Origin of the sequence: Burkholderia sp. 9120 (assembly GCF_000745015.1) — a bacterium.
Classification (GTDB): domain Bacteria; phylum Pseudomonadota; class Gammaproteobacteria; order Burkholderiales; family Burkholderiaceae; genus Paraburkholderia.
In genome coordinates this window covers 2,827,067-2,853,276 of sequence record NZ_JQNA01000002.1, presented here as the reverse complement: position 1 = coordinate 2,853,276, position 26,210 = coordinate 2,827,067, and the positions used below count along the sequence as shown (strand labels likewise).

At 61.5% G+C, this 26,210-nt stretch carries 25 protein-coding genes; 10 read left to right on the top strand and 15 right to left on the bottom strand.

The window, feature by feature from the left end:
• Positions 1-74 precede the first annotated feature (74 nt).
• Together FA94_RS20890 and FA94_RS20885 are read right to left on the bottom strand one after the other, a co-directional pair.
• Complete coding sequence (locus tag FA94_RS20890) at positions 75-710, bottom strand: LysE family translocator (protein ID WP_035554668.1); 636 nt, start codon at positions 708-710, stop codon at positions 75-77.
• Positions 711-892: 182 nt separating this feature from the next.
• Entirely contained in the window at positions 893-1,762 is an 870-nt protein-coding gene (locus tag FA94_RS20885) for an NAD(P)-dependent oxidoreductase (RefSeq protein WP_035554666.1), read from the bottom strand.
• A gap of 94 nt (positions 1,763-1,856) precedes the next feature.
• On the opposite strand from FA94_RS20885, the gene FA94_RS20880 reads away from it, so the two are divergent.
• Together FA94_RS20880 and FA94_RS20875 are read left to right on the top strand one after the other, a co-directional pair.
• On the top strand, positions 1,857-2,612 hold the full coding sequence (locus FA94_RS20880) for a Mut7-C RNAse domain-containing protein (protein WP_035554664.1): 756 nt from the start codon (positions 1,857-1,859) through the stop codon (positions 2,610-2,612).
• A gap of 124 nt (positions 2,613-2,736) precedes the next feature.
• Positions 2,737-3,015: a hypothetical protein gene (locus tag FA94_RS20875; RefSeq protein ID WP_035554662.1), complete on the top strand. Its 279-nt coding sequence runs from the start codon at positions 2,737-2,739 to the stop codon at positions 3,013-3,015.
• Between the two features lie 168 nt (positions 3,016-3,183).
• On the opposite strand, the gene FA94_RS20870 is transcribed toward FA94_RS20875, so the two are convergent.
• The 4 genes from FA94_RS20870 to FA94_RS20855 all read right to left on the bottom strand — a co-directional run bounded on the left by FA94_RS20870 (position 3,184) and on the right by FA94_RS20855 (position 6,536).
• Positions 3,184-3,396 (bottom strand): hypothetical protein, encoded by a 213-nt coding sequence (locus tag FA94_RS20870; RefSeq protein ID WP_035554660.1) that lies wholly within the window; start codon positions 3,394-3,396, stop codon positions 3,184-3,186.
• Positions 3,397-3,620: 224 nt separating this feature from the next.
• A complete protein-coding gene (locus FA94_RS20865) occupies positions 3,621-4,373 on the bottom strand; it encodes an IclR family transcriptional regulator domain-containing protein (protein ID WP_035554658.1) in 753 nt (250 codons plus the stop codon).
• A 170-nt stretch (positions 4,374-4,543) separates the two neighbouring features.
• On the bottom strand, positions 4,544-5,722 hold the full coding sequence (locus FA94_RS20860) for an SDR family oxidoreductase (protein ID WP_035554656.1): 1,179 nt from the start codon (positions 5,720-5,722) through the stop codon (positions 4,544-4,546).
• 67 nt (positions 5,723-5,789) lie between these two features.
• Positions 5,790-6,536 carry a MipA/OmpV family protein gene (locus tag FA94_RS20855; RefSeq protein WP_035562611.1) on the bottom strand — a complete coding sequence of 249 codons (747 nt, stop codon included), beginning with the start codon at positions 6,534-6,536 and terminating at the stop codon, positions 5,790-5,792.
• A 169-nt stretch (positions 6,537-6,705) separates the two neighbouring features.
• Between FA94_RS20855 and FA94_RS20850 the strand changes: the two genes are divergently transcribed.
• The 3 genes from FA94_RS20850 to FA94_RS20840 all read left to right on the top strand — a co-directional run bounded on the left by FA94_RS20850 (position 6,706) and on the right by FA94_RS20840 (position 9,827).
• Positions 6,706-7,461: a response regulator gene (locus FA94_RS20850; RefSeq protein ID WP_051981276.1), complete on the top strand. Its 756-nt coding sequence runs from the start codon at positions 6,706-6,708 to the stop codon at positions 7,459-7,461.
• Entirely contained in the window at positions 7,462-8,799 is a 1,338-nt protein-coding gene (locus FA94_RS20845) for an ATP-binding protein (RefSeq protein WP_035554651.1), read from the top strand. It begins immediately after the preceding gene.
• Positions 8,800-8,894: 95 nt separating this feature from the next.
• Positions 8,895-9,827, top strand: a complete 933-nt coding sequence (locus tag FA94_RS20840) for a DMT family transporter (protein ID WP_035562608.1) — start codon at positions 8,895-8,897, stop codon at positions 9,825-9,827.
• A gap of 88 nt (positions 9,828-9,915) precedes the next feature.
• On the opposite strand, the gene FA94_RS20835 is transcribed toward FA94_RS20840, so the two are convergent.
• Entirely contained in the window at positions 9,916-10,173 is a 258-nt protein-coding gene (locus FA94_RS20835) for a hypothetical protein (RefSeq protein WP_035554649.1), read from the bottom strand.
• A gap of 23 nt (positions 10,174-10,196) precedes the next feature.
• Between FA94_RS20835 and FA94_RS38745 the strand changes: the two genes are divergently transcribed.
• Positions 10,197-10,469, top strand: coding sequence for a hypothetical protein (locus FA94_RS38745; RefSeq protein WP_156126685.1), 273 nt, complete (start codon positions 10,197-10,199; stop codon positions 10,467-10,469).
• Between the two features lie 556 nt (positions 10,470-11,025).
• Here the strand turns inward: FA94_RS38745 and FA94_RS20825 are convergent.
• From FA94_RS20825 to FA94_RS20805, 5 genes are all read right to left on the bottom strand, one after another.
• Positions 11,026-11,724, bottom strand: coding sequence for a DUF2242 domain-containing protein (locus FA94_RS20825; protein WP_035554645.1), 699 nt, complete (start codon positions 11,722-11,724; stop codon positions 11,026-11,028).
• A gap of 226 nt (positions 11,725-11,950) precedes the next feature.
• Positions 11,951-12,571 carry a lytic transglycosylase domain-containing protein gene (locus tag FA94_RS20820; RefSeq protein ID WP_035554643.1) on the bottom strand — a complete coding sequence of 207 codons (621 nt, stop codon included), beginning with the start codon at positions 12,569-12,571 and terminating at the stop codon, positions 11,951-11,953.
• A 114-nt stretch (positions 12,572-12,685) separates the two neighbouring features.
• Positions 12,686-13,987, bottom strand: a complete 1,302-nt coding sequence (locus FA94_RS20815; protein WP_035554642.1) for a cytochrome-c peroxidase — start codon at positions 13,985-13,987, stop codon at positions 12,686-12,688.
• 23 nt (positions 13,988-14,010) lie between these two features.
• Entirely contained in the window at positions 14,011-15,240 is a 1,230-nt protein-coding gene (locus FA94_RS20810; RefSeq protein ID WP_035554641.1) for an alkaline phosphatase family protein, read from the bottom strand.
• A 148-nt stretch (positions 15,241-15,388) separates the two neighbouring features.
• Positions 15,389-16,354: a helix-turn-helix transcriptional regulator gene (locus FA94_RS20805; protein WP_035554640.1), complete on the bottom strand. Its 966-nt coding sequence runs from the start codon at positions 16,352-16,354 to the stop codon at positions 15,389-15,391.
• 129 nt (positions 16,355-16,483) lie between these two features.
• Here FA94_RS20805 and FA94_RS20800 point away from each other — a divergent pair, with 129 nt between their 5' ends.
• The 4 genes from FA94_RS20800 to istB all read left to right on the top strand — a co-directional run bounded on the left by FA94_RS20800 (position 16,484) and on the right by istB (position 20,525).
• On the top strand, positions 16,484-17,131 hold the full coding sequence (locus FA94_RS20800; RefSeq protein ID WP_035554639.1) for a glutathione S-transferase family protein: 648 nt from the start codon (positions 16,484-16,486) through the stop codon (positions 17,129-17,131).
• A gap of 155 nt (positions 17,132-17,286) precedes the next feature.
• Positions 17,287-17,547, top strand: a complete 261-nt coding sequence (locus tag FA94_RS20795) for a DUF6723 family protein (protein WP_035562604.1) — start codon at positions 17,287-17,289, stop codon at positions 17,545-17,547.
• Positions 17,548-18,241: 694 nt separating this feature from the next.
• Positions 18,242-19,759: an IS21 family transposase gene (gene istA, locus FA94_RS20790; RefSeq protein WP_156126484.1), complete on the top strand. Its 1,518-nt coding sequence runs from the start codon at positions 18,242-18,244 to the stop codon at positions 19,757-19,759.
• Positions 19,749-20,525: an IS21-like element helper ATPase IstB gene (istB, locus tag FA94_RS20785; RefSeq protein WP_035546074.1), complete on the top strand. Its 777-nt coding sequence runs from the start codon at positions 19,749-19,751 to the stop codon at positions 20,523-20,525. The genes istA and istB overlap by 11 nt, the downstream gene beginning before the upstream one ends.
• Positions 20,526-20,649: 124 nt before the next feature.
• Here the strand turns inward: istB and FA94_RS20780 are convergent, their stop codons facing one another.
• Genes FA94_RS20780 through FA94_RS20770 form a run of 3 tightly spaced genes read right to left on the bottom strand, consistent with a single transcriptional unit; the run spans position 20,650 to position 26,129 of the window.
• A complete protein-coding gene (locus FA94_RS20780) occupies positions 20,650-21,657 on the bottom strand; it encodes a PoNe immunity protein domain-containing protein (protein ID WP_035554637.1) in 1,008 nt (335 codons plus the stop codon).
• 12 nt (positions 21,658-21,669) lie between these two features.
• Complete coding sequence (locus tag FA94_RS20775) at positions 21,670-23,184, bottom strand: hypothetical protein (RefSeq protein ID WP_035554636.1); 1,515 nt, start codon at positions 23,182-23,184, stop codon at positions 21,670-21,672.
• Positions 23,181-26,129, bottom strand: a complete 2,949-nt coding sequence (locus FA94_RS20770; RefSeq protein ID WP_035554635.1) for a type VI secretion system Vgr family protein — start codon at positions 26,127-26,129, stop codon at positions 23,181-23,183. Before FA94_RS20770 ends, FA94_RS20775 begins: the two co-directional genes overlap by 4 nt.
• Between the last annotated feature and the right edge of the window lie 81 nt (positions 26,130-26,210).

The following is a 26,210-nucleotide window of genomic DNA, read 5'->3' as shown; positions in this document are numbered from 1 at the left end:
ACATTCTAATTAGGGATGACCCTCAGCGTTGTGCTCGTGCGACACCTTGCTGAGTCTGCGGAGGCGCCTGGCGGCTAGTGCCGCACCAGCGCCATCATCGCGCCGAAGCCGACGAACACGCCGCCCGTCAGTCGATTGAACATTTTTGCGACGCTGCGGCTCTTCAATTTCGCGCCGATCCGCGTGCCGAACCCCGCGTACACCAGATACCAGCTCACCTCGATCACGGCGAACGTGGCGACCAGCACGCCGAACTGCGGCAGCTTCGGCTGCGCGGCGTCGATGAATTGGGGCAGCAAGGCGGCGGCGAACAGAATGGCTTTCGGATTGCTGCCGGCCACCAGAAAGCCGTTGCGAAACAGCGCGAAGCGCGAGCGCACGGGCTTCGCGGCGAGCGCGTCGGCCTGGTCGGCGGCGGCTTCGTCGGCCGGCGCACGCCATGCCTTGACGCCCAGATAGACGAGGTAAGCCGCGCCGATCAGGCGCAGCGCGTTGAACATGGCCGGCCACGCGGCCAGAACCACGCCGAGCCCCGCCGCGGACACCGCCAGCATCAACACCAGCGCCGACAGGCAACCCGCCATCGTCGCGCTGGAGCGGCGCAGACCGTGTTGAGCGCCATGCGTCATGACGAGCAGCATGTTCGGACCGGGAATCGCGGATACGACGAAAACAGTGGCGACGAACAGCCACCAGGTATGCAGAGTCATGACAATCGCGGTGAATAAGGACGGGCGGCCATTATGCCCGCCCGCGCCAATCCGCGACGTGACGCACGGGGTGGGGGCTTGTGCAGAGCGCGGCGCGCGGGACTCAAAGCGTTCGCTTCGCCTCTGCCCGTGCCGCTGTCTCTGCCCTGGCCCTTGCGGTTCGCCCCGCAGCCCTAGCTCTCTTAACGCCCAGCGCGCCGTGCAGCCACCTGCCCCAGCACCGCGAAATCCTTCTCGCCGTCGCCGTGCGCTACCGCTTCGAGCAAACTGTCGCGCACCACGCTCGCGATCGGCAGCGGCGTCGTTACCGCATCGGCGGCGGCCAGCGCGAGGCGGATATCCTTCAAGCCGAGACGCGCCTTGAACTGCGCCGGCTCGTATTGCTGCTCGGCGATCAGCTTGCCGTAGCCCGCGTAGACCGGCCCCGGGAACAGCCCGCTCGTGATGACGTCGAGGAAATCCTGCATGGCCAGCCCATGACCGGTCACCAGCGTGGCCGCTTCGCCGAGCGTCTCGACCGCCGCGCCCAACATGAAATTGGCGGCCAGTTTCATCACGTTCGCCTGCTGCGGCAGCGAACCGATGCGCCACGTCTTCTGGCCGATCGCGTCGAAAATCGGCTGCACCCGGTCGATCGACTCCGCCGGACCACCGGCAACGATCGTCAGCTTCGCCGCCGCCGCGACGTCCGGCCGACCCAGCACCGGCGCGGCAACGTAGTGAACCCCGCGCGACGCATGGGCCGTCGCCAGTTCTTCGGCCAGCGCCACCGAGATGGTCGCCATGTTCACGTGGATCAGCCCACGCGGTGCATGCTCCAGCAGCGAAGCGGTGATCACTTCACGCAGTGCGGCATCGTCGGCGAGCATCGAGAACACGGCATCGCCCGCAAACGCTTCGGCCGGCGTCGCGACGATGCGCGCCCCAGCGTCAGCGAGCGCTCGCGCCCGTTCCGGCGAGCGGTTCCACACCCGCACCTGATGCCCGGCTTTCAAAATGTTTGCAACCATCGCGGCGCCCATCTCGCCGAGACCGATAAAACCGATGTCCATCTGTCGCTCCGTCTTCTAAAGAACTGGCAGTAAAGCACACTCATGCGACACCCGCAGGGCAGCGCGCAACAGGAGGCGGTGCCATACTGCAGCAATGGTGACCGCGACTTTCCGCTTCTATGAGGAGCTGAACGATTTTCTCGCCCGGCCGCTGCGTCGGCGCGCGTTCAGCTACGCCTGCGCGCGCGGCGCCACCGCCAAACACATGATCGAAGTACTCGGCGTGCCGCATACCGAGGTCGAGCTGATTCTGGTGAACGGCGAATCGGTCGGTTTCAATCATCCTCTCGCGGACGGCGACCGCATCGCCGTCTATCCCAAGTTTGAAGCGCTCGACATCCAGCCGCTCCTGCGGGTGCGCGAACGGCCGCTGCGCGTGGTGCGATTCATCGCCGACGCGCATCTCGGCGGCCTGGCGCCGCTGCTGCGGCTTGCCGGCTTCGATACGCTGTACGACAACCACTACCCGGACGCCGATATCGAAGCGCTCGCCGCCGCGCAACAGCGCGTGGTGCTGACGCGCGACCGCGAGCTATTGAAACGCCGCAGCATCACGCATGGCTGCTACGTTCGCACGCTAAAACCGCGTGAGCAACTGCGCGAAGTGTTTGAACGGCTCGACCTGGCCGGCAGCGCGACGCCGTTCCGGCTATGCCTGATGTGCAACGCGCCGCTGCGGCGCATCGCCAAAGAAGAAGTGGGCAGCCGCGCGCCCGACGGTGTACTGCAACGGCATAACCAGTTCGTCACCTGCGACGTGTGTCTGCGAGTGTTCTGGGAAGGCACGCACTGGCAACGAATGCGCGCGCTGATGGACAGCATGGCCGCCGCGTCGGACCGATCCGGGTGAGTGCCGCGCAATCAGCACGATCCGCGCAAGCCGCCCCTCAACCCGCCGCTGAATCCCGCCGCTCGCTCGACGCCCGGCGCGATGCGTACAATGCGGGGTTTACTTATCTGCAGAGGCCTTCCAAATGGCGATGAAAAAAACCGACCTTGAAAAGAACAAGGCAAAGAAGCTGAACAACGCAATGAATCTGTCCACCGCCGATCGCTTCGGCAAATCCGCTGCGGCCGACCCGAAACTCGATCGCCGCGAACAGCGCAAGCTGGATCAGGCGCAAGGCCTTGTTGCGTTCGCGTGCAAGCTGAACGGCGAACTGGTCGAAGAGCTCAAGACGCGCGCGGCCACGCATCCCGACGGCATGAGCGGCCTGCTCGACGAAGTCATCAAGCGCGGCCTCGCGGGCTGAGTGCCGCGAACCGAGGCGCGCGCAAAGCGCGCCGTGAAATGCAAAAAGGCCAGAGCATAAGCTCTGGCCTTTTTGCTGGCGATGCCATTAACCGAACCACGATGCACTGACCGGCTGGCGGCGCAATGCGGCGACCCGACCTGGCTCGCCCAGCAAACTAAAGACAGCTTAGTTTGCCGTGCCCTTGTCGTTCGTGCCAGCTGCCGAAGCTGCTGCAGCGACCGGAGCGCGCTTGCCGTGCGTCTTCAGCTTCTTGACGTGATGCTTCTTCGGCGCGCTTGCTGCTGCAGCCGGTGCTGCTGCGTCCGATGCTTGTGCGAAAGCTTGAACGGAAACCAGCGCGATCGAAGCTGCTGCGAGCGAGACGATAACTTTTTTCATGTGTTGTTCCCCAAACCTGGACGACTGAGTCAATGTGAATGAAATAGCTGCACGGTGAAGCAGACAGGGCTTCAGGCGCCTTCCCGCTCCCCGCGGGAGAGTATTACCCAGTGTAGGCGGTTTGTCATGCCCAAAACTCGATATGTATTTTCCGGGAGACAGCTTGCTTTCGAGACGCTTTCACTCGTTAAGCATCCCATACCAGGGGGATTACTTAGTATCGGTTAAACGAGGTTGCGCAACAGGCTGGCGGTCTCCTGCAAGGTCGGCAAAACCCGATGCAGCGCGGCATTCGCCGATTCCTGGCCGATCGGCATGCTGACGCTGATCGCGGCAACCACCGAACCATGCCGGTCGCGCAACGGCACCGCGACGCCGCGCACGCCGAGCTCGAGTTGCTGATCGGTGACGACATAGCCATTGCGGCGAATTTCGCCGAGCACTTCGCGCAAGCGCTCGATCGTTGCGTAGGTGTGCGGCGTGAACACCTTGATCTGATAAGTGGCGAGCCATTGCTCGATGCTCTCCGGCGCCTGGAACGCCAGCAACACCAGCCCTGCGGACGACAACGGCGCCGCCACGCGCGAGCCGAGCACGAAGCCGACCGCCATCGCCCGGTTCACGCCGTTGCGCGCCACGTACACCACGTCGTGTTCGTCGAGGATCGCGACCAGCGCGGTTTCCTGCACGGTCGCGGTGATGCGCTGAAGAAACGGCTGCACGGTACGCGGCAAACGCGCCGAATCCAGATACGACTGGCCGAGCCGCAGCACGCGCGGCGCCAGCCAGAACAGCTTGCCGTCGGTGTCCACGTAGCCGAGTTCGCCCAGCGTCAGCAGATAGCGGCGCGCCGCCGTGCGCGACAAACCCGCGCGGCTGGCCACCATGGTCGGCGTCATGCGCGCGTGTTCTTCGTCGAATGCTTCGATTATCGCCAACGCTTTCGCCGCGCCGGCAATCCAGTCTTTCTCGTCCATTGAACTTGCCTGAAAAACAGCCGGCCTGCCGGTTGGTCGTGTGATCGGTCGCACGGCCGTTGCGCGATTATCGCGCGAGTCGGCGCCGGAATCGGTCGCGGCATCGGCGTCGAGAGGAGTATGGGAGTCGGTCGCGACGCGAACGGTCTCCGAATTGATAGGCCACTGTGTCATTTGAAATCCCAACGCATTTGTTCAACGATGCCCACACCGCGCGACGTCCGCACACACTCGCTGACATAGTCGGTGAACGGCAGGGGTTCGAATCCGATTTCGTCACGCAGACGCCGGTTGTCGAACGCATAGTCCAGCTCCGCGAAGCCCGCATATAAACGCAGCGCGTGCTCGATCAGCCGGCCGCTGCCGCTGCGGTCGCGGCCCACCACTTCGCGCGCGATCTTGCCGAAGTCGCGCACACGGCACATCGAATAACGGCGGCCCGAGGTACCGGTGGCTTCATCCATCGCGCTGATAATCTGGCCGACGGTCGGCGCCTCCGTGCCCGCCGACACGTGATACGTGTCGAACGCCAGCGTCGGCTTCACCGCCAGCAGCGCAATGGCGCGCGCGCAGTCGTCGGCGGCGACCACGTCGAGGCGGTTCATCGCGCGGGCGGTGAAGCGCCGCGCGCCGTGCACCACGCGAAATACCCAGAACAGACTCGCCGACGGCAGCGTGCCGAGCACCGTATGACCGACCACGATCGACGGCCGCACCACCACCAGCGGCAGGCGCGGATAGGTGGTGCGCAACAACCGTTCGACTTCACGCTTGCTGCGCGTGTACGGCACGATGTGGTTCGTTTCGCCATAGCCGAACGGCGACTCCTGCACGTTTGCGCCGCATTGCGTGCCGCACGCCATCGCCGTACTCACGTGCAGAAAACGCCGCAACATCCTGCTGCCGGCAAAGCGCGACACAAAGCGCAAGGTGTCGCGCACGTTGGTGTCGAGCACTTGCGGGTTGGTCGAAAACGACGCCAGCGCAGCGCAATTAATCACGTGCGAGACCTTCGCAAGACGCGCCAGATCGATCTCCGAAAACGCGCCGCCGAGTTCGCCGACCATCACGTTGACCTCGGTGATACGGTGCGCACGGTTGTGCGACAGACCGCAGCGCACCGCCGACGCTCGCAGCCGCGCGAGCGCATCGGCCACGCTCACGCCGCGCACGAGGCACACCAGCCGATTGGCGAGGCCGGCGTTGATCAGGGTCACCAGCAGATTGCCGCCGATAAACCCGGTCGCGCCGGTGAGCAGCAAACTGTCGACGCCCAGCGCCTCGCCGCGCACCGGTGAAACAAGACTGTCCTGCCACGCGCTGGACAGCGGGGTTTGCCATGCAAACATCGCAAGCTCCTTGATGAGACGTCGGATCGGCGAGCCGAGGGTCCGGCCAACCTGTCCACAGACGGAATCAGTAGCGGTAGCTGATCGCCGTGATCGCGAAGTAGTTGTTCTTCGACTGCACGATCGGGCTGTTCGCCGACGCGCCCAGCAAACGCGTCACGCCGCCTTCGGTATGCACCGACCAGCGCGGTGAAAACATGTAGGTCCAGCCGAGCGACACCTTCGCGCTGTCGAAACCGCCCTTCACCGAATACGGCCGGAAGCCGCTCGCGAGCGATTGCGCGTCGGTGACGCCGAAGAAGGTCTGCGTGTAGCGGCCGCTGCCCGCATGCAGCGAGCCGCTGACATTGATGATGTTGTCGGCCGTTTGCAGCACCGGCACCACCACGTCGAAGTGGCCGCTGGTGCCGTGGCTCGTGTGGGTGAGCGGCTGATCGAGCGTGACGCTGACGGTCGACTCGCCGAACACGTGCGCGCCGACGGTGAACGACATCATCACGGAGCCGGGAATCCGTCCCATGCCCCGGAGGTAATCGGAGCCCGGCAGGTCGGCGCGATTGCGATCGGTCCGGCCGAAGTCGTAGGTGAGTGCCGCCGACGCGTACATCCCGTTGGCGAAGTCGTGCTTGTAGCCGAGCCCTTCGAGCGGGCTTAGAAAGATGCCGTTGCTGAACTCCGCGGCAATCAGCGGCGCGACGAACGGACGGTAATCACGGCTGCCCTGATAGCGCGGTCCAACGCCGCCCGCCAGAGAAAACGTATAAAAGTTCTCGGCGTAGGTCAGTGACGAGCAGGTCAGGCCAAAGAGCGGAATACACAGAGTCAGCAGGCGTTTGCGCACGGTCAGATCTTTTTATTGGGACGGAGACCGCAGTCTAGGGATGCCGCCCCGCCCCGTCTGTCCTGAAGTTGGGGGAATGTGTGCGCAATTGTGTTCAAGTGTTCGAGAGTGTTCGCGGCGTATCCCGCTCAGGCAGGCACGGATAGAATCAGCGCCTGCTAGTGGAGACCTCTATGAACGACGCCCCCTCAAGACCAGCGTGCTGCTGATCGAGGACGACGATCGGCTCGCGCAGTTGATCGGGGAATATCTGAACGGCTACGAATTCAACGTGACGATCGTGCGGCGAGGCGATACGGCGGTGGCCGCCGTGCATGAACACAAGCCGGCGCTGGTGATCCTCGATCTGATGCTGCCCAATCTGGACGGCATGGAAGTCTGCCGGCGGATTCGCAGCTTTTCGCGTGTGCCGGTGCTGATCCTGACGGCGCGCGTCGATGTGTACGACCAGATCGCCGGTCTGGAAACGGGCGCCGACGACTACGTCCTCAAACCGATCGAACCTCGCGTGCTGGTCGCGCGAGCACGTGCCCTGCTGCGGCGCGCGCAGCCCGCGGAAGGCGCGGCGCCGTCTACTCAGGACGACACGCTGAGCTTCGGCGAACTGGTGATCTCGCCGCCCGATCGCGCGGTGAACTGGCGCGGTCAGCCGGTCGAACTGAAAACCGCCGAATACAACCTGTTGCTGATCCTCGCGCGCGCCGCCGGCACCGTGCTGAGTCGCGACGACATTCTCAAGCAACTGCGCGGGATCGAATTCGACGGTATCGATCGCACGGTCGATGCCGGCATCTCGCGGCTGCGCCGGCGTTTCGAAGACGCGTCGCCCGAACCGCACAAGATCAAGACGATCTGGGGACGCGGCTATCTGTTCAGCCCATCAGCGTGGGAGGAATAAATGCTGCGCTCACTCGTGCGCCTTTATCTGGTGGTGCTAATCGGCGGCGCCATTGCGATCGTGCTCATCAATCAATCGTTCGGGAAGCTGTTCCATGGCCGCGTGACGGAGATCGAGCGCGCCGCGGACAGCGCCTACGCGTTCGTACTCGGCGATTACCTGCAACGACACGCGGGCGCTGAGCGGGCGCAAGCCCTGGCCGAACTGCAAAAGCACGGCCGCAACGGCTTCACGCTACTGAGCCTCGCCGACGTCAGACCCCTGCTGTCCGAGCACAGTTGGAGTGAATTGCGCGAAGGCAAGCTGGTGCTGAACGACGACGCGACGAGTTACTACTTGCCGCTTCCGGACGGCGTCGTCCTGTATGCGCAGCGCAATGAAGTGTCGAATCTCGACATCCAGGCGCTCGCCTATGGCTTGTTCGCGCTCGCTATCCTGCTGTCGGTGATTTTGTGGGTTCACTATCACTGGCGCGATCTGCGCAAGCTCGAAGCCGCGGCGCGCGCGTTCGGTTCCGGCCATCTGTCGACGCGCGCGCAGTTGTCGCGTAAGTCGAACATCTACGAGTTGTCGCAGCAATTCAACGAAATGGCGCGGCAGATCGAAGCGTCGATCCTGCATCAGCGCGACATGATGCACGGCATCTCGCACGAGCTGAAGACGCCGCTCGCGCGGCTCGAATTCGGCCTCGCGTTGCTGCAATCGCCGGAGTCGCCGGATCGGCAGCGCGAACGTCAGATGGCGCTGCGGCAGGACGTGCGTGAACTCGACGAACTCGTCACCGAACTGCTGACCTTGAGCCGGTTGGAGCAAGGCGAAGATCATCTGGTGCTGATGCGGGTGTCGGTGGATGAGCTGCTCGATAGCGTGGCCGCGAGCATGGCCGACGACGTGGCGGATCGGTCGCTGGTGTTGTCGGTGTCGACGGCGGGGGGAATTCAGGGCAAGCCCACGTATCATGTCTGCGATCCGAAACTGGTCGCGCGTGCATTGCTGAATCTGATCCGCAACAGCACGCGCTACGCACGGCAGGCCATCTCGCTGCGCGCTGAAATCGGCGCGGCCGGCGCATTGGTGCTGACCGTCGACGACGACGGCCCCGGCATTCCGCTCGCCGATCGCGAGCGCGTATTCGAACCGTTCCATCGGCTCGACTCGAGCCGCGACCGGCATACCGGCGGTTTCGGTCTCGGCCTCGCGATCGTGCGACGCGTCGCGCTGGTTCACGGCGGCGATGTGCGGCTGGAGTCGGCGGCGTCGGGTGGAGCGCGCTTCGTGATGACGCTGCCCGCGTTGCCGCTGCCGGTTTCGGTTCCGGTGAAAGACGCTGCGTCGTAAAGGACAATGCGGGACACTGCCGCACACCGCGCGGCGCGTTCCGCAGATCAGCTTCGGCCGCGTTGCTGCCGCATCAATTTTTCGAAAGACCCGCTTTGAAAACTGACACCCGCCAACACCTACGCGCCAATCTGCTGATGCTGGTCGCCGCGATGATCTGGGGCTCCGCGTTCGTCGCGCAACGCCTGAGTCTCGACGCGATCGGCCCGTTCCTGTTCACCGGTCTGCGGTTCCTGCTCGGCGCGCTGGTGGTGCTGACCTTGATCGTTTGCATACGACGCCCCGCGCTGGCCGAATTGACGAAGCGCGGCCCCGGCGGCTCTCGTGAACTGCTCGGCGCCGGGATGCTGCTCGGCCTCGTGGTGGCCGCGTCGATCTCGTTGCAGCAGATCGGTCTGCAATACACGAAGATCGCCAACGCGGGGTTCATCAGCTCGCTCTATGTGGTGATCGTGCCGCTGCTGGGTGTGCTGTTCCGTCATCGCACAGGCGTCGGCACCTGGCTCGGCGCAAAGCTCGCGGCCATCGGCATGTATTTTCTGAGCGTCGACGAGCATTTTTCGATGCTGTACGGCGACTGGTATCAACTCGGCGGAGCGCTCGTGATTTCCGTACAGATGATGCTGGTCGGCCGGTTCGCGCTACGGCACGACACCTTGATGCTGGCGCTCGTGCAGTTCGTAACGTGCGGGATTGCATGTCTCGCGGTTGGCCTTGTCGTCGAGCCGGTCAGTCTCGCGGTGATCGCGCGCGCCGCGCCGACGATCCTGTACGGCGGGGCGTTGTCGGTGGGCGTCGCGTATACGATTCAAGTGGTCGCGGCAAAGCATGCGGCGCCGTCGCATGCCGCAGTGATCTTCAGTATGGAAGGCGTGTTCGCCGCGCTGGCCGGCTGGCTGGTGCTCGGCGAAACGCTGTCGACGCGCGCGCTATTCGGATGCGCGCTGATGCTGGCGGGGTTGATCGTGTGTCAGGTGATGCCGGTTTGGGGGCGCGGGCGAGAACGCTTGCCTCGCGCGTCTTCCTGATGGCGTAGTACGTTCGGCGGTTGGCCCGCTTCGTCGTGGCCGTGACACCGCTGTGCTTTTCAGCCGTCTTGTGCCGCCAGATTTGCAGTCAAGCCGCTCGCGGATGCGCAAACAGACTGGGCGTATCCGCCGTCGGCGGAAACACACACCAGCAGCCGTCATCGTGACGAAAGAAAAATAGCCCGCGCGAGTTCGAGACCGCGTCGAGCGACGTCTCCACGCGCACATAGCGCCGGCCGCCCAGGCGCGTGCGGCTGAATTCGGTCACGTGAACCGATTCCGTCGACGCCGGCGCCAGCCATTTTTCCACCAGAAAACGCAGCGATCGTTCGCTCGCGGTTCTCATGATCCACTCCGGATCGGCTTGTCGTGATGAGCGTCGCGTATGGCTTCGGCGTTGTCGTCGGTATTGTCGGTGTCGTCGCGATCCGCGCTGTCCGCGTCGTGTTCCGCGGCGGCAAGGGCAATGGCCCGGTTGGTAGCTGCCGCCCGCAGCGTGGTGCAATGGGTGGCATGTCGGATATCCGAGAGAAGATGGACAAGCTGTCGTGCTGTTCTGCGTTTCATTACACACCCCCGCACTGCACCAATAACTTCAGAAACTACTTTAACTCTATGCCTGGATCGGCGTTGCCGAAATGATTTCGACGAAATAGCAACAGTTGCGCTTGCAAAAACAGACACGCAATCTTCGTACCGTCCAGCTTCAGAGTGCGCGTGCGGTGCGTGACGGTATGTACGCTGGCGAGCGCTAGGGAGGGATGAAAAACGTGCTGCCCAGAGGATGAAAATTGGGCCGCCCATCAGAGTTATCCACAATTGCCTATGAATAACTTCGGGATAGGCCATGGAACAGCCTGTGTGCGGATTCTTGATAAGACGACGCGGCAGCCAAGCCCCATCAAAGTTATCCCAGCTTTGTAGTTTTTCTACAGACGTGTTCCGCAGGGTTTGAGAGTTTGCATGACCTTGATGTGACAGAACATTTGGGAGTTATCCACAGAAGGGGTTAACCCTTGTTAACTATTACTACATATGTATACGAAAGAAGTAAAAGACATAGGATAAGTACCGCATCGCGATGAGATTGAAGGCTGAACAACGCTTGATCAGCCTTCGGCTCGATGAGTGTTACGGTTTTAATGCATGAATGCCGTTACGTTTACCGACGCACATCGACTCCGGTAAACACCTCACCTCACGGCGCGAGGCTCGCTCCGCTCGCCGGCTGCGCCGCGGCGGCCTTGTCGAGGGCATCGAGCAAGTCGGGAACTGGAACCGGCGTTGGCGTCGGCGTCGTGACTTCGACTGGCATCGGCAATAGCCGTGTTTCGATGCGGTTACTCACCACCGGCTGCGTACGCACGACCGTCTGCAGATAATGATCGACCAGACCGAAGAACCGATCGTAAAACTTGCCCGACGGAATGGTCTCGCTTGAAATCTTGACCATCGCGTCGCTGTTCGAGCGGATCGGCAACGACAGCGAGCCCAGCACGCTCAACCCGACGCTTGCCGAGGTGTCGCTTTTCTTCAGCGCAAAACCGTTCTGCACGGCGTTGACGTAAACGATGCTTGTATCGCTCGCCTCTTCCCCCGGCGTACAGACCACATGAAACTCAACGACGATGTGGGTATCGCCCGTCGGCTGAAAATTCTTCGTGCCGTCGACGGTATCGGTGCGCGTCATCGTCGTCAGATAGCCCTGGCTCAACAACGCGCGACGCGCGGCTTCGCAGGTATCGGTGGTGCTCGAATTGAAATTGCGGGCGTACGGACTGGCGCCGGTTTCGAATAATTCCTGCTGGAATTTCGGCTGCGGCGTGGTGTTGCAGGCGGCAAGGGTCAGCAGACCGAGCAGCGCTGTGGCGGTGGTTCTGGAAAACAAGGTCAGCATGGTCGTTCGGAAGGGTGGCGCTGCGCGAGCGCGAATGGGAAAGCATTGTAGAGCGGTTGCCTGACGTGCGTAAAAAGCACGCAGCACACGGTCGATGTCGGCTCGTTTGACGCTAGAAGATCACTCGCCGAGGCGGGTAGCCATCAAGCAAGGAAGAAGAGAAAGAGAGATCGGCGCGCGGCGCCAAGGTCGCTCAGGGCCGCGAGAAAGCGGCCGGAAGGAATTTTCAGTTCGACGTTGCGGCCGGGCCGCTGCCGCCCATCGCACTGACGGCCGGCACGGTAAACGCATTGACCCAATTGTCCGACGTCGCGCAGCGATCCGCTTCGCACATGCCGCCCTGCGCGCCCGGATGCGGAGCGGCATCTTGCGGCGGAGCGACCGCGGCGAAGTCTTCCACGCGCAAGCTCACCTTCTGCGCGTAGGCTTTCGAGCCGCCGTAACTCTTCAGCGCCGCGTTCAGGTCGCCGTTCGCGGAGCGCATGTAGCCGTACAGAATCGCCGAACCCACTTCGATGTTCGCGGTCGGCTCGGTGAGATCCTTCACGTTTCGCAGCAAGCCGCGATGCGCGCCCGGCACGACCTGCATCAGCCCGGTTGCGCCGTTGGCGCCCTTGGCTTTTTCCTTGAAGCGGGATTCGATCGAGATGATCGCCAGCAGCAAGGCCGGCGGGAGGGAATATTTCGACGCGGCGGACTGCACCGCGTCGGAAATCTTTTGAGCTTTTTCCGTTGCCAGACCGAATTTCCGCGTCAGATACGCGGACATGCGATCGCTGTTTTCGTCAGCCGTTGCGGTCTGCACCAGGCCGAGCGAAAGCACGATCAGGCAAAGTAATCGGCTCATAACGGTGGACGAAAGAGAAAAAGGATTCGCGCATTATAGCTCTGCCCCCAAATGAGGCACCCAAACGCCGAAATTCGTCTTAAGAATGATCGGCGTCGGGGTGGTTGGCGCGGTTTATTTCGCGCGTTTGGGTGTCGGCACGTAACCGTCGTTCAGCGTGGTGAGGAACGCGGCGACGTCGTCGATATCGCGTTCCGACCAGACCGGGCGTTCGCCGGCTTTGCGGGTCAATGGTTCGTCGGTCGTATCGACGTTGACGCGCAGCGCGACCGGCAGATCGTTGAATTTATCGACCTTGTCATGCGCGTCTTTGGGATACCACTTCGCCGGATTGGTGTCGCGCTGCACGTAAAAGCGCAGTGCGTCTTTCAGCGTGTGAAAGCGGCCGTTGTGGAAAAACACCTGGCGCGTCGCCGTGTTTCGCAGCGACACCGACTTGAAGAGCCCGCAGTTGCTTCTGTCGCTAGCCTGATCGGTGCGCAGCGGCCCGCATAAGCCCATGTCGAAGTACTTCGGATCTGCATTCGCGCGCAGCTCGGGATTACGCGGCACGCCTAACGCCTGGAAATTGAAGTCCGTGAACAACGGATGCGAGCCGTCGACACCCACCTGGTCGATATGGCAGGAGGCGCAATTGCCCCCCGTCGGACTGTCGAACAGCTTTTTGCCTCTTAATTCTTGTGCCGTTAGTTGCAATTTACCGTCCAGGTAGTCATCGAACTTGCTGGTATACGGATGAAAACTCGGGTCTTCGAGTTCGAAGCGCTCGATCGCATACATCGCCTGCGCAAACGCCTTGGTGCGATCCGCGAAAATGTTCTGACCGAACACTTCCTTGAACCGCGCCGCGTACGGCGTCTGTTCCAGCTTCGCGAGCACTGAGGCCGGATCCTTGTTGGCCATTTCGTCCGGATTGAACAGCGGGAAGCTCGCCTGATCGTGCAGATGGTTGAAGCGTCCATCCCAACCGAAACCACCCACCGGCGCGTTGTCGGTTTCGCTTAGCCGCTCGGACAGGCTGGCCGCCTGCGCGTGACTCCAGATCGGCGTGCGGTTCAGCACGTAGCGCAGGCTCGGTACGGCGCGCGTACCTTGCGAGCGCATGTCGGGGCCTCCCAACTGCGCGGCGAGGCCGTTAGGCGGCCCGTACGCGTGCGACGGGCTATGACAACTCGCGCACGACATCTTGCCCGAGGCTGATAACGACGCATCGAAGAACATCAGCTTGCCGAGCGCGGCGGCGTCGCTGTAGACGGGCTTCGCATTGGCCGAAGCCGGCTGCGGCGCTGACGTTGCCGACGCGTTGCTTGTAACGGCCGCCGACGCTGCCGCCACTGCCGCGCAAGGCGGCAGCGCGGCACCCATCAACCCGGCCAACGCCGCCCATCGCGCGGCAGCGCGCACCGTGAATCGCATGACAGAAAACTGCATCGGGTCGCTTACAGGTTCGTGAAGATATCGCTGCCGAAGCCGACGAGACCCGCCTGCCCTGCGTAACCGAGATAGCCCAACTGGAAGATGTCTTCAATGCTCTTGAGCATCGAATAATGGTTGTACTGCACCGTCGACACCGTGCCCGGCTTGATGAACTTCGAGATCATGACCGCGCCGGTCTGGTCGCCGCCGAAGCTCTGCTTGGTCAGGTTGATCGTCAAGCCCTTGTACGTCAGCGACGACGTCTGCGGGAACGGCGCCAGATTCGGCCCGGGTTGCTGGCTGCAGCAGGTCGCGCCGGAGAAGATCAGGTCCTCGCTCGACGCGGTCTGCGTCACGGTGGCGTAACTGCTCTCGTCGAAGTTGATGATCAGCAGGCCGTCCTGCTGGAACGCCGGCGACGCCGTGATAATCGGCACCCACTTCTGCAGGAACGTGTTGGCGCTCGTCAGGCCGCCCGGCTGGCCGTTCACGCACGGCGAGTCGTGACCGTCGTCGCACAGGCTCGGCGTGATCAGGTTGAAGTTGGCGGTGGTCGAGATGGATTGCAGATCGGTCGTGAGCTTGTTCAGATTCACGACGTTCTGCCCGCAGTCCGACGAATCGATGATCGAGTGGAAGTACATGAACGGGTTGTGGCGCGTCGCGTACTGATCGCCCAACGGCACCGCCGCGCTCGGCGCTTCGGCCGTCTGCGTCAGGTCGGTCGTGTTGAGCGTCGGGTGGCCGCAGGTGGCGGCTTCGCGCGTCGGGTCGTTGCCCATGTCGCCTTCATAGCCCTTCCACGTGAAGCCCGCCGCCTTCAACTGGTCCGGCAGCGTCTTGATACTCGCCGGGTACACGCAGCCCGAGCCGATCGCCTGGCCGTCCGGCGTCATGCCGGTGAGCTTGTAGTCTTCGTAGGTGACGCAATCGTTGTCCGTGTCCGGCGTCGGCGCCTGACCGCTGATCATCGAGATGTAGTTGTCGAGACTCACGTGGCCGGTGCCGTAGTACTGCTGCACCATCGCGCCTTGCGAGGCGAGCGTTTGCGCCAGATACGGCGCCTTGCTGTTCGCGCCGAAGGTGGTCGCGTAGTTTTCGTTTTCGAGCGTGATGACGAACACGTGCTTGATCTGCTGCTGTCCGGCCGCTTTGATCGACGACGACGATGAACCGCACGCCGCGACGATCACCCCGATCAAGGCCGCGCAAACGACCATGAATAAAGCACGCAAGCTGCTGCGTTGTGACATGTTTTTTGCCCCTGAGTAGTGCCGTTTTGGTGGGGGCAAACTCTAGGCAGCGCGGATGACTTTGGCGTGACGATAGCCGTATTTTTGTCATATATAGGACATATAACGCGACGTATGGGCATGCTTGAAACGCACGCGCCCAGCGTGTTCATTGACCGTAACGGCGATGCAGCGCCGCGACGACTTCGGCGATCTTCTCGCGCAATTCCAGCGGCGCCAGCACTTCCGCCTCGCTGCCGAAACGCAGGAATTCCGCGCACGCCTGTCTCGTCGAACCGACGGGCAAGGTCACGGTGCGCCAGCCATCCACAGGATCGGGCTCGCCGATTGTCGCGGCCGCGCGCGCGAACGGCGACGTGAACGCCTCGAGCATCTGCACGCCCCATGGCGAAAGACGCAAGGTGGCTTCATTCGCGTACAGCTCCTCGGACAAACGGCGCGTGCTGTCCTGCCAGTAGGTGGCGAGATCGAACGTGAGCGGCCTCTCGAACGTCTCGTCGAGCAGACTCAGTTCGAGAATGCGCGCGATCCGGTAGATGCGAACGTCCGCATCGAAGCGTCCGACCACATACCACGCGCCGCTTTTTAGCACGACACCGAGCGGCTCGATCCGCCGGAATTTTTCGGCCTTCCAGCTTTGATAGCGAATCTGCAGCGGACGCTGCTCCCACACCGCGCGCGCGATCAACGGCAGATGTGCGGGCTGATCCGCGTCGGAGAACCAGGCCGGCGCGTCGAGGTGAAAGCGCGAACGCATGCGCTCGGCGGTGGAGCGCAGCTCGACCGGCAACGCGGCGAGCAGCTTGGTTTGCGCGCCGGCCATCACGGCGCCCAGACCGAGCGCCTGCACCGGCCCGGGCAAACCTGACAGAAACAGCGACTCCGCTTCCTGCGACGAGAGCCCGTTCAAGCGTGTGCGATAACCATCGAGCAGGCGATAACCCCCTTCCGCGCCGCGCTCGCTATGAACCGGCACGCCGGCGGCGCTCAACGCGTCGATGTCGCGATAGATGGTGCGCAGCGAGACCGCGCACTCGTCGGCGAGCGACTTCGCGGTGACACGGCCACGTCCCTGCAACGTCATCAGGATGGAAAGAAGGCGGCTGGCTCTCATTCGCTCAAGTGTAGTCATACCTGACAGAAACTGACAGGTATGGCGGCATAGGATGAAGGCAGTCCGGCGCTCGCTGTGCCCCGTTCTTGCCGGTTTTCCTATATGACGTCCTCCTGGAGACTTCTCGCCATGACTACCGATCGCACGATCACCCTGTTCCATTCACCGCAATGCCGCTCCGTCAGCGCGCTCACGCTGCTCGAAGAGCTCGGCGCGCCGTATCAACTGAAGGTGCTGAACATGAAGGCCGGCGAGCAGCGCAAGGCCCCGTATCTGGCCATCAATCCGCTCGGCAAGGTGCCGGCGATTCTTCACGGCGACGCGTTGGTCACCGAGCAGGTGGCCATCTTCATCTATCTTGCGGATCTGTTTCCGGCGGCGGGCCTCGCCCCGGCGCTCGACGATCCGCGCCGCGGTCCGTATCTGCGCTGGCTCGTGTATTACGCGGCGTGCTACGAACCGGCGCTGGTCGACAAGGCAATGAAGCGTGAACCGGCGCCGCTCGCCACGTCGCCCTATGGCGATTTCGATTCGATGATCGGCACGCTGGCGAGTCAGTTGCAAACATCGCCTTATTTGCTAGGGGACACGCTGTCGGCGGCGGACATTCTGTGGGGCATCGCGTTGCACTGGGGAATGATGTTCAAGCTGGTGCCGGAAACGCCGGTTTTGCTGGCATACGTCGAGCGCATTTGCTCGCGGCCGAGTTTCGTCGGAGTGAATGAGCGGGATGTCGCGCTGGCGGCCGAACATGCGGCGGCGTTGAGCGGCGCTTGAGAACGTGGGTGGCGAACACGCATGCCGGACGGCCGACCAAGTCCGCTGGGATTTGAGACAATGAAGGCCGCCGGTGAATGTCTTGCCGGGACAACCGGGCGCAGTTGGGCCGTCCGCGCAGATGCCGCCCCATTGAACAAGAGATGTTTTCAGGTATGAGCAAGACCGCCTTTATTCCCAGCGTGCCCGCGAAGTCGGAAGACGAGTTCGATGTATCGGCGACGTCCAAACTAGCCGGCTACCGGCGTTTCTTCGGCGTGTTGAAAGTGGTTCGAACCACCGACGGCCGCGTGCTGTTTCCGTTCGACGGCGCGCCGGAACTGGGCCCGTATGCGACCAAGCTGGAAGCGGTCGCGGCGGCGCAGGTTTATGGCGAGCATATCGTGGCCAGCGATCTGGCGCGGCCGGAGCTTTGATCGCTGCCGACAGCTAAACCGTCAGCAATCGTTGCAAACAAAAGGGCGCTGAAAACCGCTTCAGCGCCCTTTGACAAACTTTTCTATTACTTCTACTCACGCCGCGTAGCGCGACATTGGCGATTGCCGAGGTCCGTGAGAAAAACCCTCTATGCGCAGCGGAAATAGATGCGTTTACAGAATCGAGGTTGCAGACCATATGGCCAAAACATGGCGTGAAATCAATGGCCTAGGAAAAGCGTAAACGCTTCTGGCCACATTCAAGGCGCTCAAATTCTCGTGGGAATGCCGTCAAGCTGATTTCGCCCGGCTCCAGAGTTAGAAGCGTTTACGCGCCGTCCCGCTTGGCTTCCAAGGTTTTCCGCAAACAGCCGCGCCAACACAGATTATTTCCCGCTGCGCAGCGGCGCCCGCCAATTTCCTTGGGGTCGAGAAGACCGAGGCGGCCGCATGTGGACGAGCCACTCATCGAACTTCGCATAGAAATCGTCCGGACCATCGACCGTCGGCGCGTTCGGACGTTGCGACGGCTGCAAAGCATCAAGAATGGCCATCGCGCGATTCACCGAAACGTGCAGAGCTGTTGATTTGCACTGAATTCTGACCCACCTGACACGGTGATTTGCATCGAATATTGACCCACGTGGAACACACTGGCCCGCTGTGCAGCTAGCGGGAGAACGGAGTGATCGACATGGCAATATTGAGCATCATCCGACGCTGGCATTATCGCGATCATGTCTCGCTACGCGAGATCGCCAAACGGCTTGGCGTTTCAAGAAACACCGTCAGGCGCTATATACGTGCCGGCACCGTAGTGCCCACCTATCCGGAACGGCAGAGCCCGAGCAAGCTCGACGGATTTGCGGCCAAGCTCGCCGGCTGGTTAAAGACGGAAGCAAACCGGCCGCGCAAACAGCGCAGAACCCTCAAGCAGATTTACGCTGACCTCACCGTGTTGGGATTCACAGGGTCCTACGACCGGGTCGCCGCCTTTGCGCGCCGCTGGCGACAGGAGCAGCAGGAGCAGGCAAGGAGCGCAGCACGTGGCACCTTTGTGCCGCTGACCTTTGCACCCGGAGAAGCATTCCAGTTCGACTGGAGCGAGGACTGGGCCGTGATCAACGGCGAGCGCACCAAGTTGCAGGTTGCGCAGTTCAAGCTCAGTCACAGCCGGGCGTTCTTCCTGAGGGCCTATCTGCTGCAAACCCACGAGATGCTGTTCGACGCTCACTACCACGCGTTCGTGGCGTGGGGCGGCATTCCGCGCCGTGGCATATATGACAACATGAAGACCGCTGTCGACAAGGTTCGTCGTGGCAAGCTGCGGGACGTCAACGCGCGCTTCAGCGCCATGGTCAGTCACTATCTGTTTGACGCCGAATTCTGCAATCCGGCCTCAGGCTGGGAGAAGGGGCAGATCGAGAAGAACGTTCAGGACAGCCGTCACCGGCTGTGGCAACGCGTGCCGGCGTTCGGTTCGCTCTCTGCATTAAACGACTGGCTGGCCGACCAGTGTGTCCTGCTCTGGCAGCAGACGCAGCACCCTGAGCAGGACACAACGATCTGGGACGCGTGGTCGGTCGAGCGACCCCATCTGATGCCGGTCGGCCAGGCATTCGACGGCTTTGTCGAGCACACCAAACTCGTCTCGCCCACGTGTCTGGTGAGTTTCGACCGCAACCGGTATAGCGTGCCGGCGGCATTTGCGAACCGGCCCATCAGCCTGCACGTCTACGCGGCCCAGCTCGTCTTCGTCGCCGAAGGGCAGGTCATCGCGGAGCACGTCCGGCGTATCAACCGCAGCCATGATCGCGGAGAAACCATCTACGACTGGCGTCATTACCTCGCAGTCCTGCAGCGCAAGCCTGGAGCATTGCGCAACGGCGCGCCGTTCGCAGAGTTTCCTGCCGCCTTCAAGCGGCTGCAGACAATCCTGCTGAAGCACGCCGGTGGCGACCGGGAGATGGTCGAGATACTGGCGCTGGTGCTGCTGCACGACGAACAGGCCGTACTCACCGCCGTCGAGCTGGCACTTGAGGCCGGTGCGCCCTCAAAGCAAACGGTGATGAACGTCCTGAGCCGGCTGCTTGACGGGGCTCCCGTGCCTCCGCTGCAGACGCCCCAGGCCTTCGCCCTGCGCGTCGAGCCGCAAGCCAACGTCGGCCGTTATGACGACCTGAGAGGCCGGGAGGATCATCATGCAGCCTGACGCCATGATGGAAATGCTCAAGTCACTGAAGCTGCACGGCATGGCCCAGGCGCTTGGCGAGCTGGCCGCGCAGGATTCCCCCGCGTACAAGTCGGCATCGCTAGTTCTGGCAGGTCTGCTCAAGGCGGAGATGGCGGCCCGTGAGGTACGTTCACTGGCCTATCAGATGAAGGTCGCCCGCTTCCCGGCGTATCGGGATCTCAACGGCTTTGACTTCGGTTGCAGCGATGTCAACGAAGCAACCGTGCGTCAGTTGCATCGGTGTGAGTTCATGACATCGGCACACAACGTCGTGCTGGTCGGCGGACCGGGCACGGGCAAAACGCATCTGGCGACGGCGATTGGCGTGCAGGCGATCGAACATGATCGAAGCCGCGTGCGTTTCTTCTCCACCATTGAACTCGTCAATGCGCTTGAGCAGGAGAAGCTGACTGGAAAGCCTGGGCAACTGGCTGTGCGTCTAATGTACGCCGACCTCGTCATCCTCGACGAACTGGGTTATCTGCCGTTCAGCCAGACCGGGGGCGCCTTGCTCTTCCATCTACTGAGCAAACTCTACGAGCGCACGAGCGTCGTCATCACAACCAATCTGAGCTTCTCTGAGTGGGCCAACGTCTTCGGCGACGCGAAGATGACCACGGCGCTGCTCGACCGGCTCACACACCACTGCCACATTGTAGAAACCGGCAACGATAGCTATCGTTTCAGGAACAGCACGACACAGCCTGAAAAGGAGAGAAAACGAACCCCGAAACACCCAACCTGAACCCCAAAACTGGATCAAAGGGTGGGTCAGTATTCGATGCAAATCCTGGGTCCGGATTCAGTGCAAATCAACACTCAGGCTTTTCAAGTAGAGAAGGCTTGCCTGCTGGCGAGCTTGCGCACGTTCACGCCTTGCGTTCGAAGGCCCATGTGGCAGGTGCTGGTTTGAGTGTTCCTCGTGCATCCGGAACGTAGACATCGGGCATCACTTCACCCTGCCGCACCATCACGCCAGGCACATTGTGCCCAGCTGCGTTCCAAATGCCTGTTTCAGGGCAAATCTGGCCGGTGCGAACCGTCAGCGGTCCGGCACCGGCCTCCGCAGACTGGGGTTGTTGTCGTACCTCGAACGCTCGCGCGAAGTCCGTCAAATCCTTCGGATACAGGAGGTGGTTACGAAACGATGTGTCGTCGAGTTCGAGGAGATAGGTGGCGGCCGCGGCCTCGATGGCCCAATAGCCAACGTACGCGCCGCCTTCATGCTCGTTCGCTTTGATATGACTATCGTGCCAAGGAGCCATCTTCATGGCTGGGTACCAGGCATCAAGATATGCCTCGATGTCGACGACACTTTCCTCCTGGCTGTCCCGATACATGCTATTGATAAGATGCTTATAGGGCTTATCGTGAAACCACTTGTCTACATCGAACCGCCCGTCCAGGCCGTAGGCTAGCAAGTCCTCATAAAGCGTGTCTTGCGCACGATAGAAAGGGTCGAGCATATCCGCAATGCGCTGGAGCAGTTCGGTGCGATGCAACAGATGGCAGAGACTAATGAGTTGCATAGCTCTCTCATACTCGTCAATCTCACCGAACATCAGCGGCGGGTACCCGTTGTCCTTGAGCGAGGCACGTCGTAGCGCGGTGTATTGCTCCAGTGATTCGACAACTAGAGGCAACTCATCGCGCAACATGGCCAAGCTCGAACCAGCCGTAAACCGCAATAAAAATCGACGATGCACGTACGACGAGCGAAGTCTTGCCGCGAGCGCCTTCCGCTCAATTTCAGTTGAGCCGTTGGGCGATTCATGAGAAGACCAATATTCGATTTCGTCGGTCAATTGCGGCAGCAGCCAGTCGTAGTACTGCTTGCTCAAGAATCGTTGGCGTCTGGTTGATTCAAATTCATCCATATTCGTAATCGCTTAGACCCGTTGTCGTAGCCTGCCGAGTTTTTTCTGTACCGCTGCTTCCACTTCCGTATCGTGGTAGTGATGTGTTGGAGGTAAGGCATGGTCCGTATGACCATGCTCGTCACCCTTCATCAAAGCCGCCTCATGCTCGACGGCAGCCGGTAAATAGAAAGGCACGTACAAGAGGTGCCGGGAGTATCCGGACCTCTGGATTTTCGAGGCAAGCTGTTCGGTGACGGCCCCGCCAAGGTTCTGCTCTACCCACTCATGGCTCATTTGTACAATCTTGCCGGTACTTTGTTGAGGTGCAGCTCGGCCCTCAGTGCCGTCAGTTGGAGGCGCCTGCTTTTGAGGTCGTCTGCGACCACCACCAGGCTTGCCTCCCGTGCCCGACGGTGCCTGTGCCGCACCCGGAGCCACTGCGCTGGGCGGCTCAATCAGTTCATCCGCGGATGGTCGGACCGCATCCTTGATACGCGATGCCAGCCCAAGCTTCGGGGCCATACCTCGTTTCGCCTCAGGGTCCGCCATTGGCTTATCGACCTTCGACGACTTCGCTTCGACGATGGCAAACGGCTTGCCCTCGTTCGTTGCTGGATTCGTCCGCCATACACCGTCAATGCCGTGCCCTCGCGGCCGCAAGTCGAACAGTTTGTTGAGTTTGCCCCGGTCGTTCAGCTTACCGGGCACCTCGGCCCCTGGCTCCCGCGACCATCGCCCCATCAACCCCTGGTCGTGTGACTCCCAGCCGCTGCCCCAGCCTAGTTTCTCATAGCAGTAATAGTCTGCGATATGCTCACCGAGAATGCCTGTGATTCCTGTCGTGATGTCGACAACTGCGAGCTTCGCATTGACCACGCCCGGACTTGACGACTTGGACGGACGGTTATGCCCCTCTTCGGCCTCGACGCCCACCTTGCCGGGCTTTTCCGTCTCTTTCCGCCGCTCAAGCGTCGTCTCTGCCGAAGAGTTCGGTTGCTTCTTCTTCCAATGGAGAAGCTTGCGCTCCAGGAACTGGGCAAGCCAGTAGGGCAGATTGGTCTCGACCCAGATAAGCGCCTGCCTGAATGTCGCCTGCGCCGCCGTTGGCATTTCCCTGAACAGCCACGATTTCTCGATATGCTCGCGCGCACCGGTCAGTACGGTCTTCAGGCCAGAGGCGTCGAATAGCTTGTCAACGAGTTCTTCGGGGCTTGTCTGCACCCCGGCGCGCTGCAGTACCAGCCGGAGAATATCGAAAAGAAGCGGGCCGTAAATGTCGGACTTGTGATTGACCAGCCGGAACGTGCGCTTCACGCCGGCGCCGACCACCGGCACCCAGCCGACCACGGCAAACACGAGGTCAATGCCCGCCTCGACTTTGACCATTTCGTCGGTGCTGTCCCGACTGTTCCACACCGTCCAGACACTCTCGCTTGTGTCGTACACGTTCTGAGCGACGTAGAAGAGCGGAAAGGCATTCGAAGCCATCGAAAGGCCAATCTGCTCAACCGCGTCTTCAATCGCCTGTTGGTCGTTGTCGCTCATTGCACGTCCGGCCGGCCCGAGAAACGGTTAAAAAGACTTGCGAGATTGTCCTGAGTTATTTCACCATGGCCCGCCGCGTGGAGTTCTTTCAGAACGTCGTCCGGCGCAAGGTCTTTTGCAGCAGGAAGCGGTGCCTGGGCGAAGGGGCGCGCATCTTCACCGAAGAATGCTTTCACGGAGCCGGGCGGTACATTGTGCAGCACCGCATAGCCGTTCGCATCGAGCTTGCCGGACATCACCCCACCGTTTTCGAACATAACCTTGTACGGCGCATTCGGGATGGGTTTCAGCGAATCATCGGCGAGATTCAGTTCAAGCTTGTTGTGCAGCTCGCCGGCAGGTAGCGCAGGCAGGTCATACGGTTGGCTGGCCGGTCCGTTGAACGAGTGCTGGCTGCCCTTGATGTCAATCATGCCCGGCGCATGAATCTCGATATTGCCGCCGGAGATGCGGATATAGGCGCCGCCGGAGGTTAGAAGAACCTCCTGTCTGGCCGCAGCCTCGATGTTTTGCGTGGCAGAAAGAAGCTTGAGGGACTTCTGCGCGGTTACCTCGATATTGTCCGAGTGCGCGCGCACTTCAACCTTACCCTTCGCGGTGAAGAGCTTCATGCCTGCGTTCTGCACGAACAGGCTAAGGCTTTGCGCGACGCTCGCGATAAGCGACTTTCCCGCGGCGATGTGGGTGTTCTGCCCGCTCACGATATTGAGCTGCTCATCGGCCCCGAGATGCGTCGACTTCTGCGTCGAGAGCGCGATACCAGCCGGACTGGTGAGAAGTATCACCGGTTCCTTGAACGTGTTCGCCTTTCCGGTGCCGCCGCCAGCAGTACGACCGCCTGAGCTATTGCTCGCCACACCGCGGGTGGAATCTTCGGCACTCGCGTTCGCGGCAACCCTCAGATGCGCGCCATCCACGCTGGACTGGGTGGCATCGTTGAATGCCTTGAGCGCATCCCTGCCGTCATTCAGACTGGCCGCCTGATGCGTTTCGCTTGCCGTCGAGAGTGAATCCAGGACGCCTTCGGCACCTGCAAGCTGCTGACTTGCAGATGTCGCGTCCAGCGGCTCACGTGCAGCAGGTTGCGTGGTGAGCATCAACCCGCGCGCGGCACGCACGGAACCGTACGCGTCGCTCTTCAGGTCAAAGCCGCTGCCAAGGTAATTGCCGCGCGTGTTACCCGTTTGGGCGATGAGATAACCCAGATGAAGGTGTGCGCCGGTGCTCGACGAATAAAGATGCACGCGATTCTGGCCGGTCGAGTCGTCCATCACGAGGTGGCTGAATCCGCTTCCGCCGTACTCTTTGGACCGGAATCCGGAAAGCAGGCCATTCGAATGCCACTGTGGAGCATTCGCGCCGTTGTATACGCGCCCCGTGACAATCGGCCGGTCACAATCCCCGCCTACCCAGTCGACGACGACCTCTTCACCAATCCTGGGGACATGCACGGCACCGTATCCGCCGCCCGTGTCTGACTGTGCGACACGCATCCAGCAGGATGCCCGCTCGTCGCCCTGATTCAGGCGGTCCCAGTGCATGCGTACCTTGATACGGTTCAGGCTGTCGGTGTACACCTCTTCGTTGGCAGGACCCGCTACGGTCCCGGTCTGCAGGTGCATTGCTGGTTTAGCATGTTCGAACGGGCTACGAAACGCCACCGAGCGGCGCTGTGCCTCGAGCTGAACCAGGAAGAATCCATCGCTGCCATCGGCGTGCGGGACCGAAAACACGTTTCGCGCAGCCGTCGTCAAGCGTTGGACGTTGCCCCCTTTTGCCAGAGCTTCCGTGGTGCGGGTACTGACATTGGCCTGCCTGATTTCGTCGATTTGCGACTTCAGACTGTGCGGAAAGTCAGGCGCGTTGCTGGAAACCGGCAGGTTGTTCTCAACGAACCATGTCGTCTCTATCACTGCGAACTCGCGGCTCGGCGCGTCGCCCTGGTCGTGTACCGGATGGTTGGCGAGGGTGAACCAACCGCCCGCATCCATGCCGCGCACGGCGCCAGAGCCGTGAAACCGTTTTACGCGGGATTCCCATTCCTCCATCCGGATGGTGGAAAGCCGGTCGCCGTGCGTCTGCTCTTTCCATGAATAGGCGCCAGTGTATTCATAGACTTCGGCCTGCTGCGGAAGGTCGCCGTGCGTCTCGAGCGTAGGAACGTTTGTCGCCTTCGGGTTCGTGACCGAGGGTGACTTGTAGTCGAAGGTCCGGGTGGTAACCGAGGTACTGTGGAGCGTACGCGTGCCCGACCACTGCACGAGCGCGTTCGTCTCGGAACCGGTACCGGCGCGGTAGAACTCTACGGGCTGTCCGTCGAGCCTTGCGAGTGGCGACAACGACGCCAAATCATCCGTGACGACAATGGTGTGAGCCTTGCCATTGTCGGCCTGTTCAAACCAGAAAAAGAGCCCCTCGCTCTCCAAGATGCGATGGCAAAAGTTCCAGTCGTCTTCGTATTGCATGCAAAACGAGCGCTGCGGCAGAGGCGCTTTCAGGGCAAACCGGAACGCGCCCTGAGCCTGCGGATGCTGATTGAATACGTCGGTGAGAATCTCGTCGGCGGGTTTGTCCTGCCAGATTCGCGCGTCCTTGCGAAAGCGCAGGAAATGCATCCAGGAAGAAAACGCGAGCTGATAGCTTGTCGTCGAGCCGTCTGAACCAAGTCGCCGCGCAGTATTCACGTAGCCATGATGGGCCGCGTAGGAGCGGTCGACCTGCTGAATCCAGAGGGTGACCGGTTGTGCAATCAGTGATTTGAGTTCAATGTCATCGGACGTGGAAACTAGGTCGACCGTGAAGTCGAAGTTACGGCCAATGCGCGAACGACCGAAAACACGCTGCGGTAGCAACGTGTTTGCAGCCAGCGGCGTATCGAATTTCAGAAGCCGGTCCTGCTGCGCCAAGCCTCCGGTCATCCTGCCGATAAACTCCTGCACTTCCATTGTACGTGCCTCTTTCCGTCACCCGAGCGTTAAGTCGCGCACGGATTCTACAAAACGCTATTTTAATTCGCTATCAGGAAA

Coding starts and splice junctions, on each gene's coding strand:
- FA94_RS20795 (WP_035562604.1), top strand. CDS start 17,287: ATGAGCAAGACCGCCTTTATTCCCAGCGTGCCCGCGAAGTCGGAAGAC.
- FA94_RS20815 (WP_035554642.1), bottom strand. CDS start 13,987: ATGCGATTCACGGTGCGCGCTGCCGCGCGATGGGCGGCGTTGGCCGGG.
- FA94_RS20810 (WP_035554641.1), bottom strand. CDS start 15,240: ATGTCACAACGCAGCAGCTTGCGTGCTTTATTCATGGTCGTTTGCGCG.
- FA94_RS20805 (WP_035554640.1), bottom strand. CDS start 16,354: ATGAGAGCCAGCCGCCTTCTTTCCATCCTGATGACGTTGCAGGGACGT.
- FA94_RS20800 (WP_035554639.1), top strand. CDS start 16,484: ATGACTACCGATCGCACGATCACCCTGTTCCATTCACCGCAATGCCGC.
- FA94_RS20880 (WP_035554664.1), top strand. CDS start 1,857: ATGGTGACCGCGACTTTCCGCTTCTATGAGGAGCTGAACGATTTTCTC.
- FA94_RS20845 (WP_035554651.1), top strand. CDS start 7,462: ATGCTGCGCTCACTCGTGCGCCTTTATCTGGTGGTGCTAATCGGCGGC.
- istB (WP_035546074.1), top strand. CDS start 19,749: ATGCAGCCTGACGCCATGATGGAAATGCTCAAGTCACTGAAGCTGCAC.
- FA94_RS20770 (WP_035554635.1), bottom strand. CDS start 26,129: ATGGAAGTGCAGGAGTTTATCGGCAGGATGACCGGAGGCTTGGCGCAG.
- istA (WP_156126484.1), top strand. CDS start 18,242: ATGGCAATATTGAGCATCATCCGACGCTGGCATTATCGCGATCATGTC.
- FA94_RS20775 (WP_035554636.1), bottom strand. CDS start 23,184: ATGAGCGACAACGACCAACAGGCGATTGAAGACGCGGTTGAGCAGATT.
- FA94_RS20780 (WP_035554637.1), bottom strand. CDS start 21,657: ATGGATGAATTTGAATCAACCAGACGCCAACGATTCTTGAGCAAGCAG.
- FA94_RS20835 (WP_035554649.1), bottom strand. CDS start 10,173: ATGAGAACCGCGAGCGAACGATCGCTGCGTTTTCTGGTGGAAAAATGG.
- FA94_RS20860 (WP_035554656.1), bottom strand. CDS start 5,722: ATGTTTGCATGGCAAACCCCGCTGTCCAGCGCGTGGCAGGACAGTCTT.
- FA94_RS20870 (WP_035554660.1), bottom strand. CDS start 3,396: ATGAAAAAAGTTATCGTCTCGCTCGCAGCAGCTTCGATCGCGCTGGTT.
- FA94_RS20875 (WP_035554662.1), top strand. CDS start 2,737: ATGGCGATGAAAAAAACCGACCTTGAAAAGAACAAGGCAAAGAAGCTG.
- FA94_RS20885 (WP_035554666.1), bottom strand. CDS start 1,762: ATGGACATCGGTTTTATCGGTCTCGGCGAGATGGGCGCCGCGATGGTT.
- FA94_RS20825 (WP_035554645.1), bottom strand. CDS start 11,724: ATGCTGACCTTGTTTTCCAGAACCACCGCCACAGCGCTGCTCGGTCTG.
- FA94_RS20865 (WP_035554658.1), bottom strand. CDS start 4,373: ATGGACGAGAAAGACTGGATTGCCGGCGCGGCGAAAGCGTTGGCGATA.
- FA94_RS20890 (WP_035554668.1), bottom strand. CDS start 710: ATGACTCTGCATACCTGGTGGCTGTTCGTCGCCACTGTTTTCGTCGTA.
- FA94_RS20820 (WP_035554643.1), bottom strand. CDS start 12,571: ATGAGCCGATTACTTTGCCTGATCGTGCTTTCGCTCGGCCTGGTGCAG.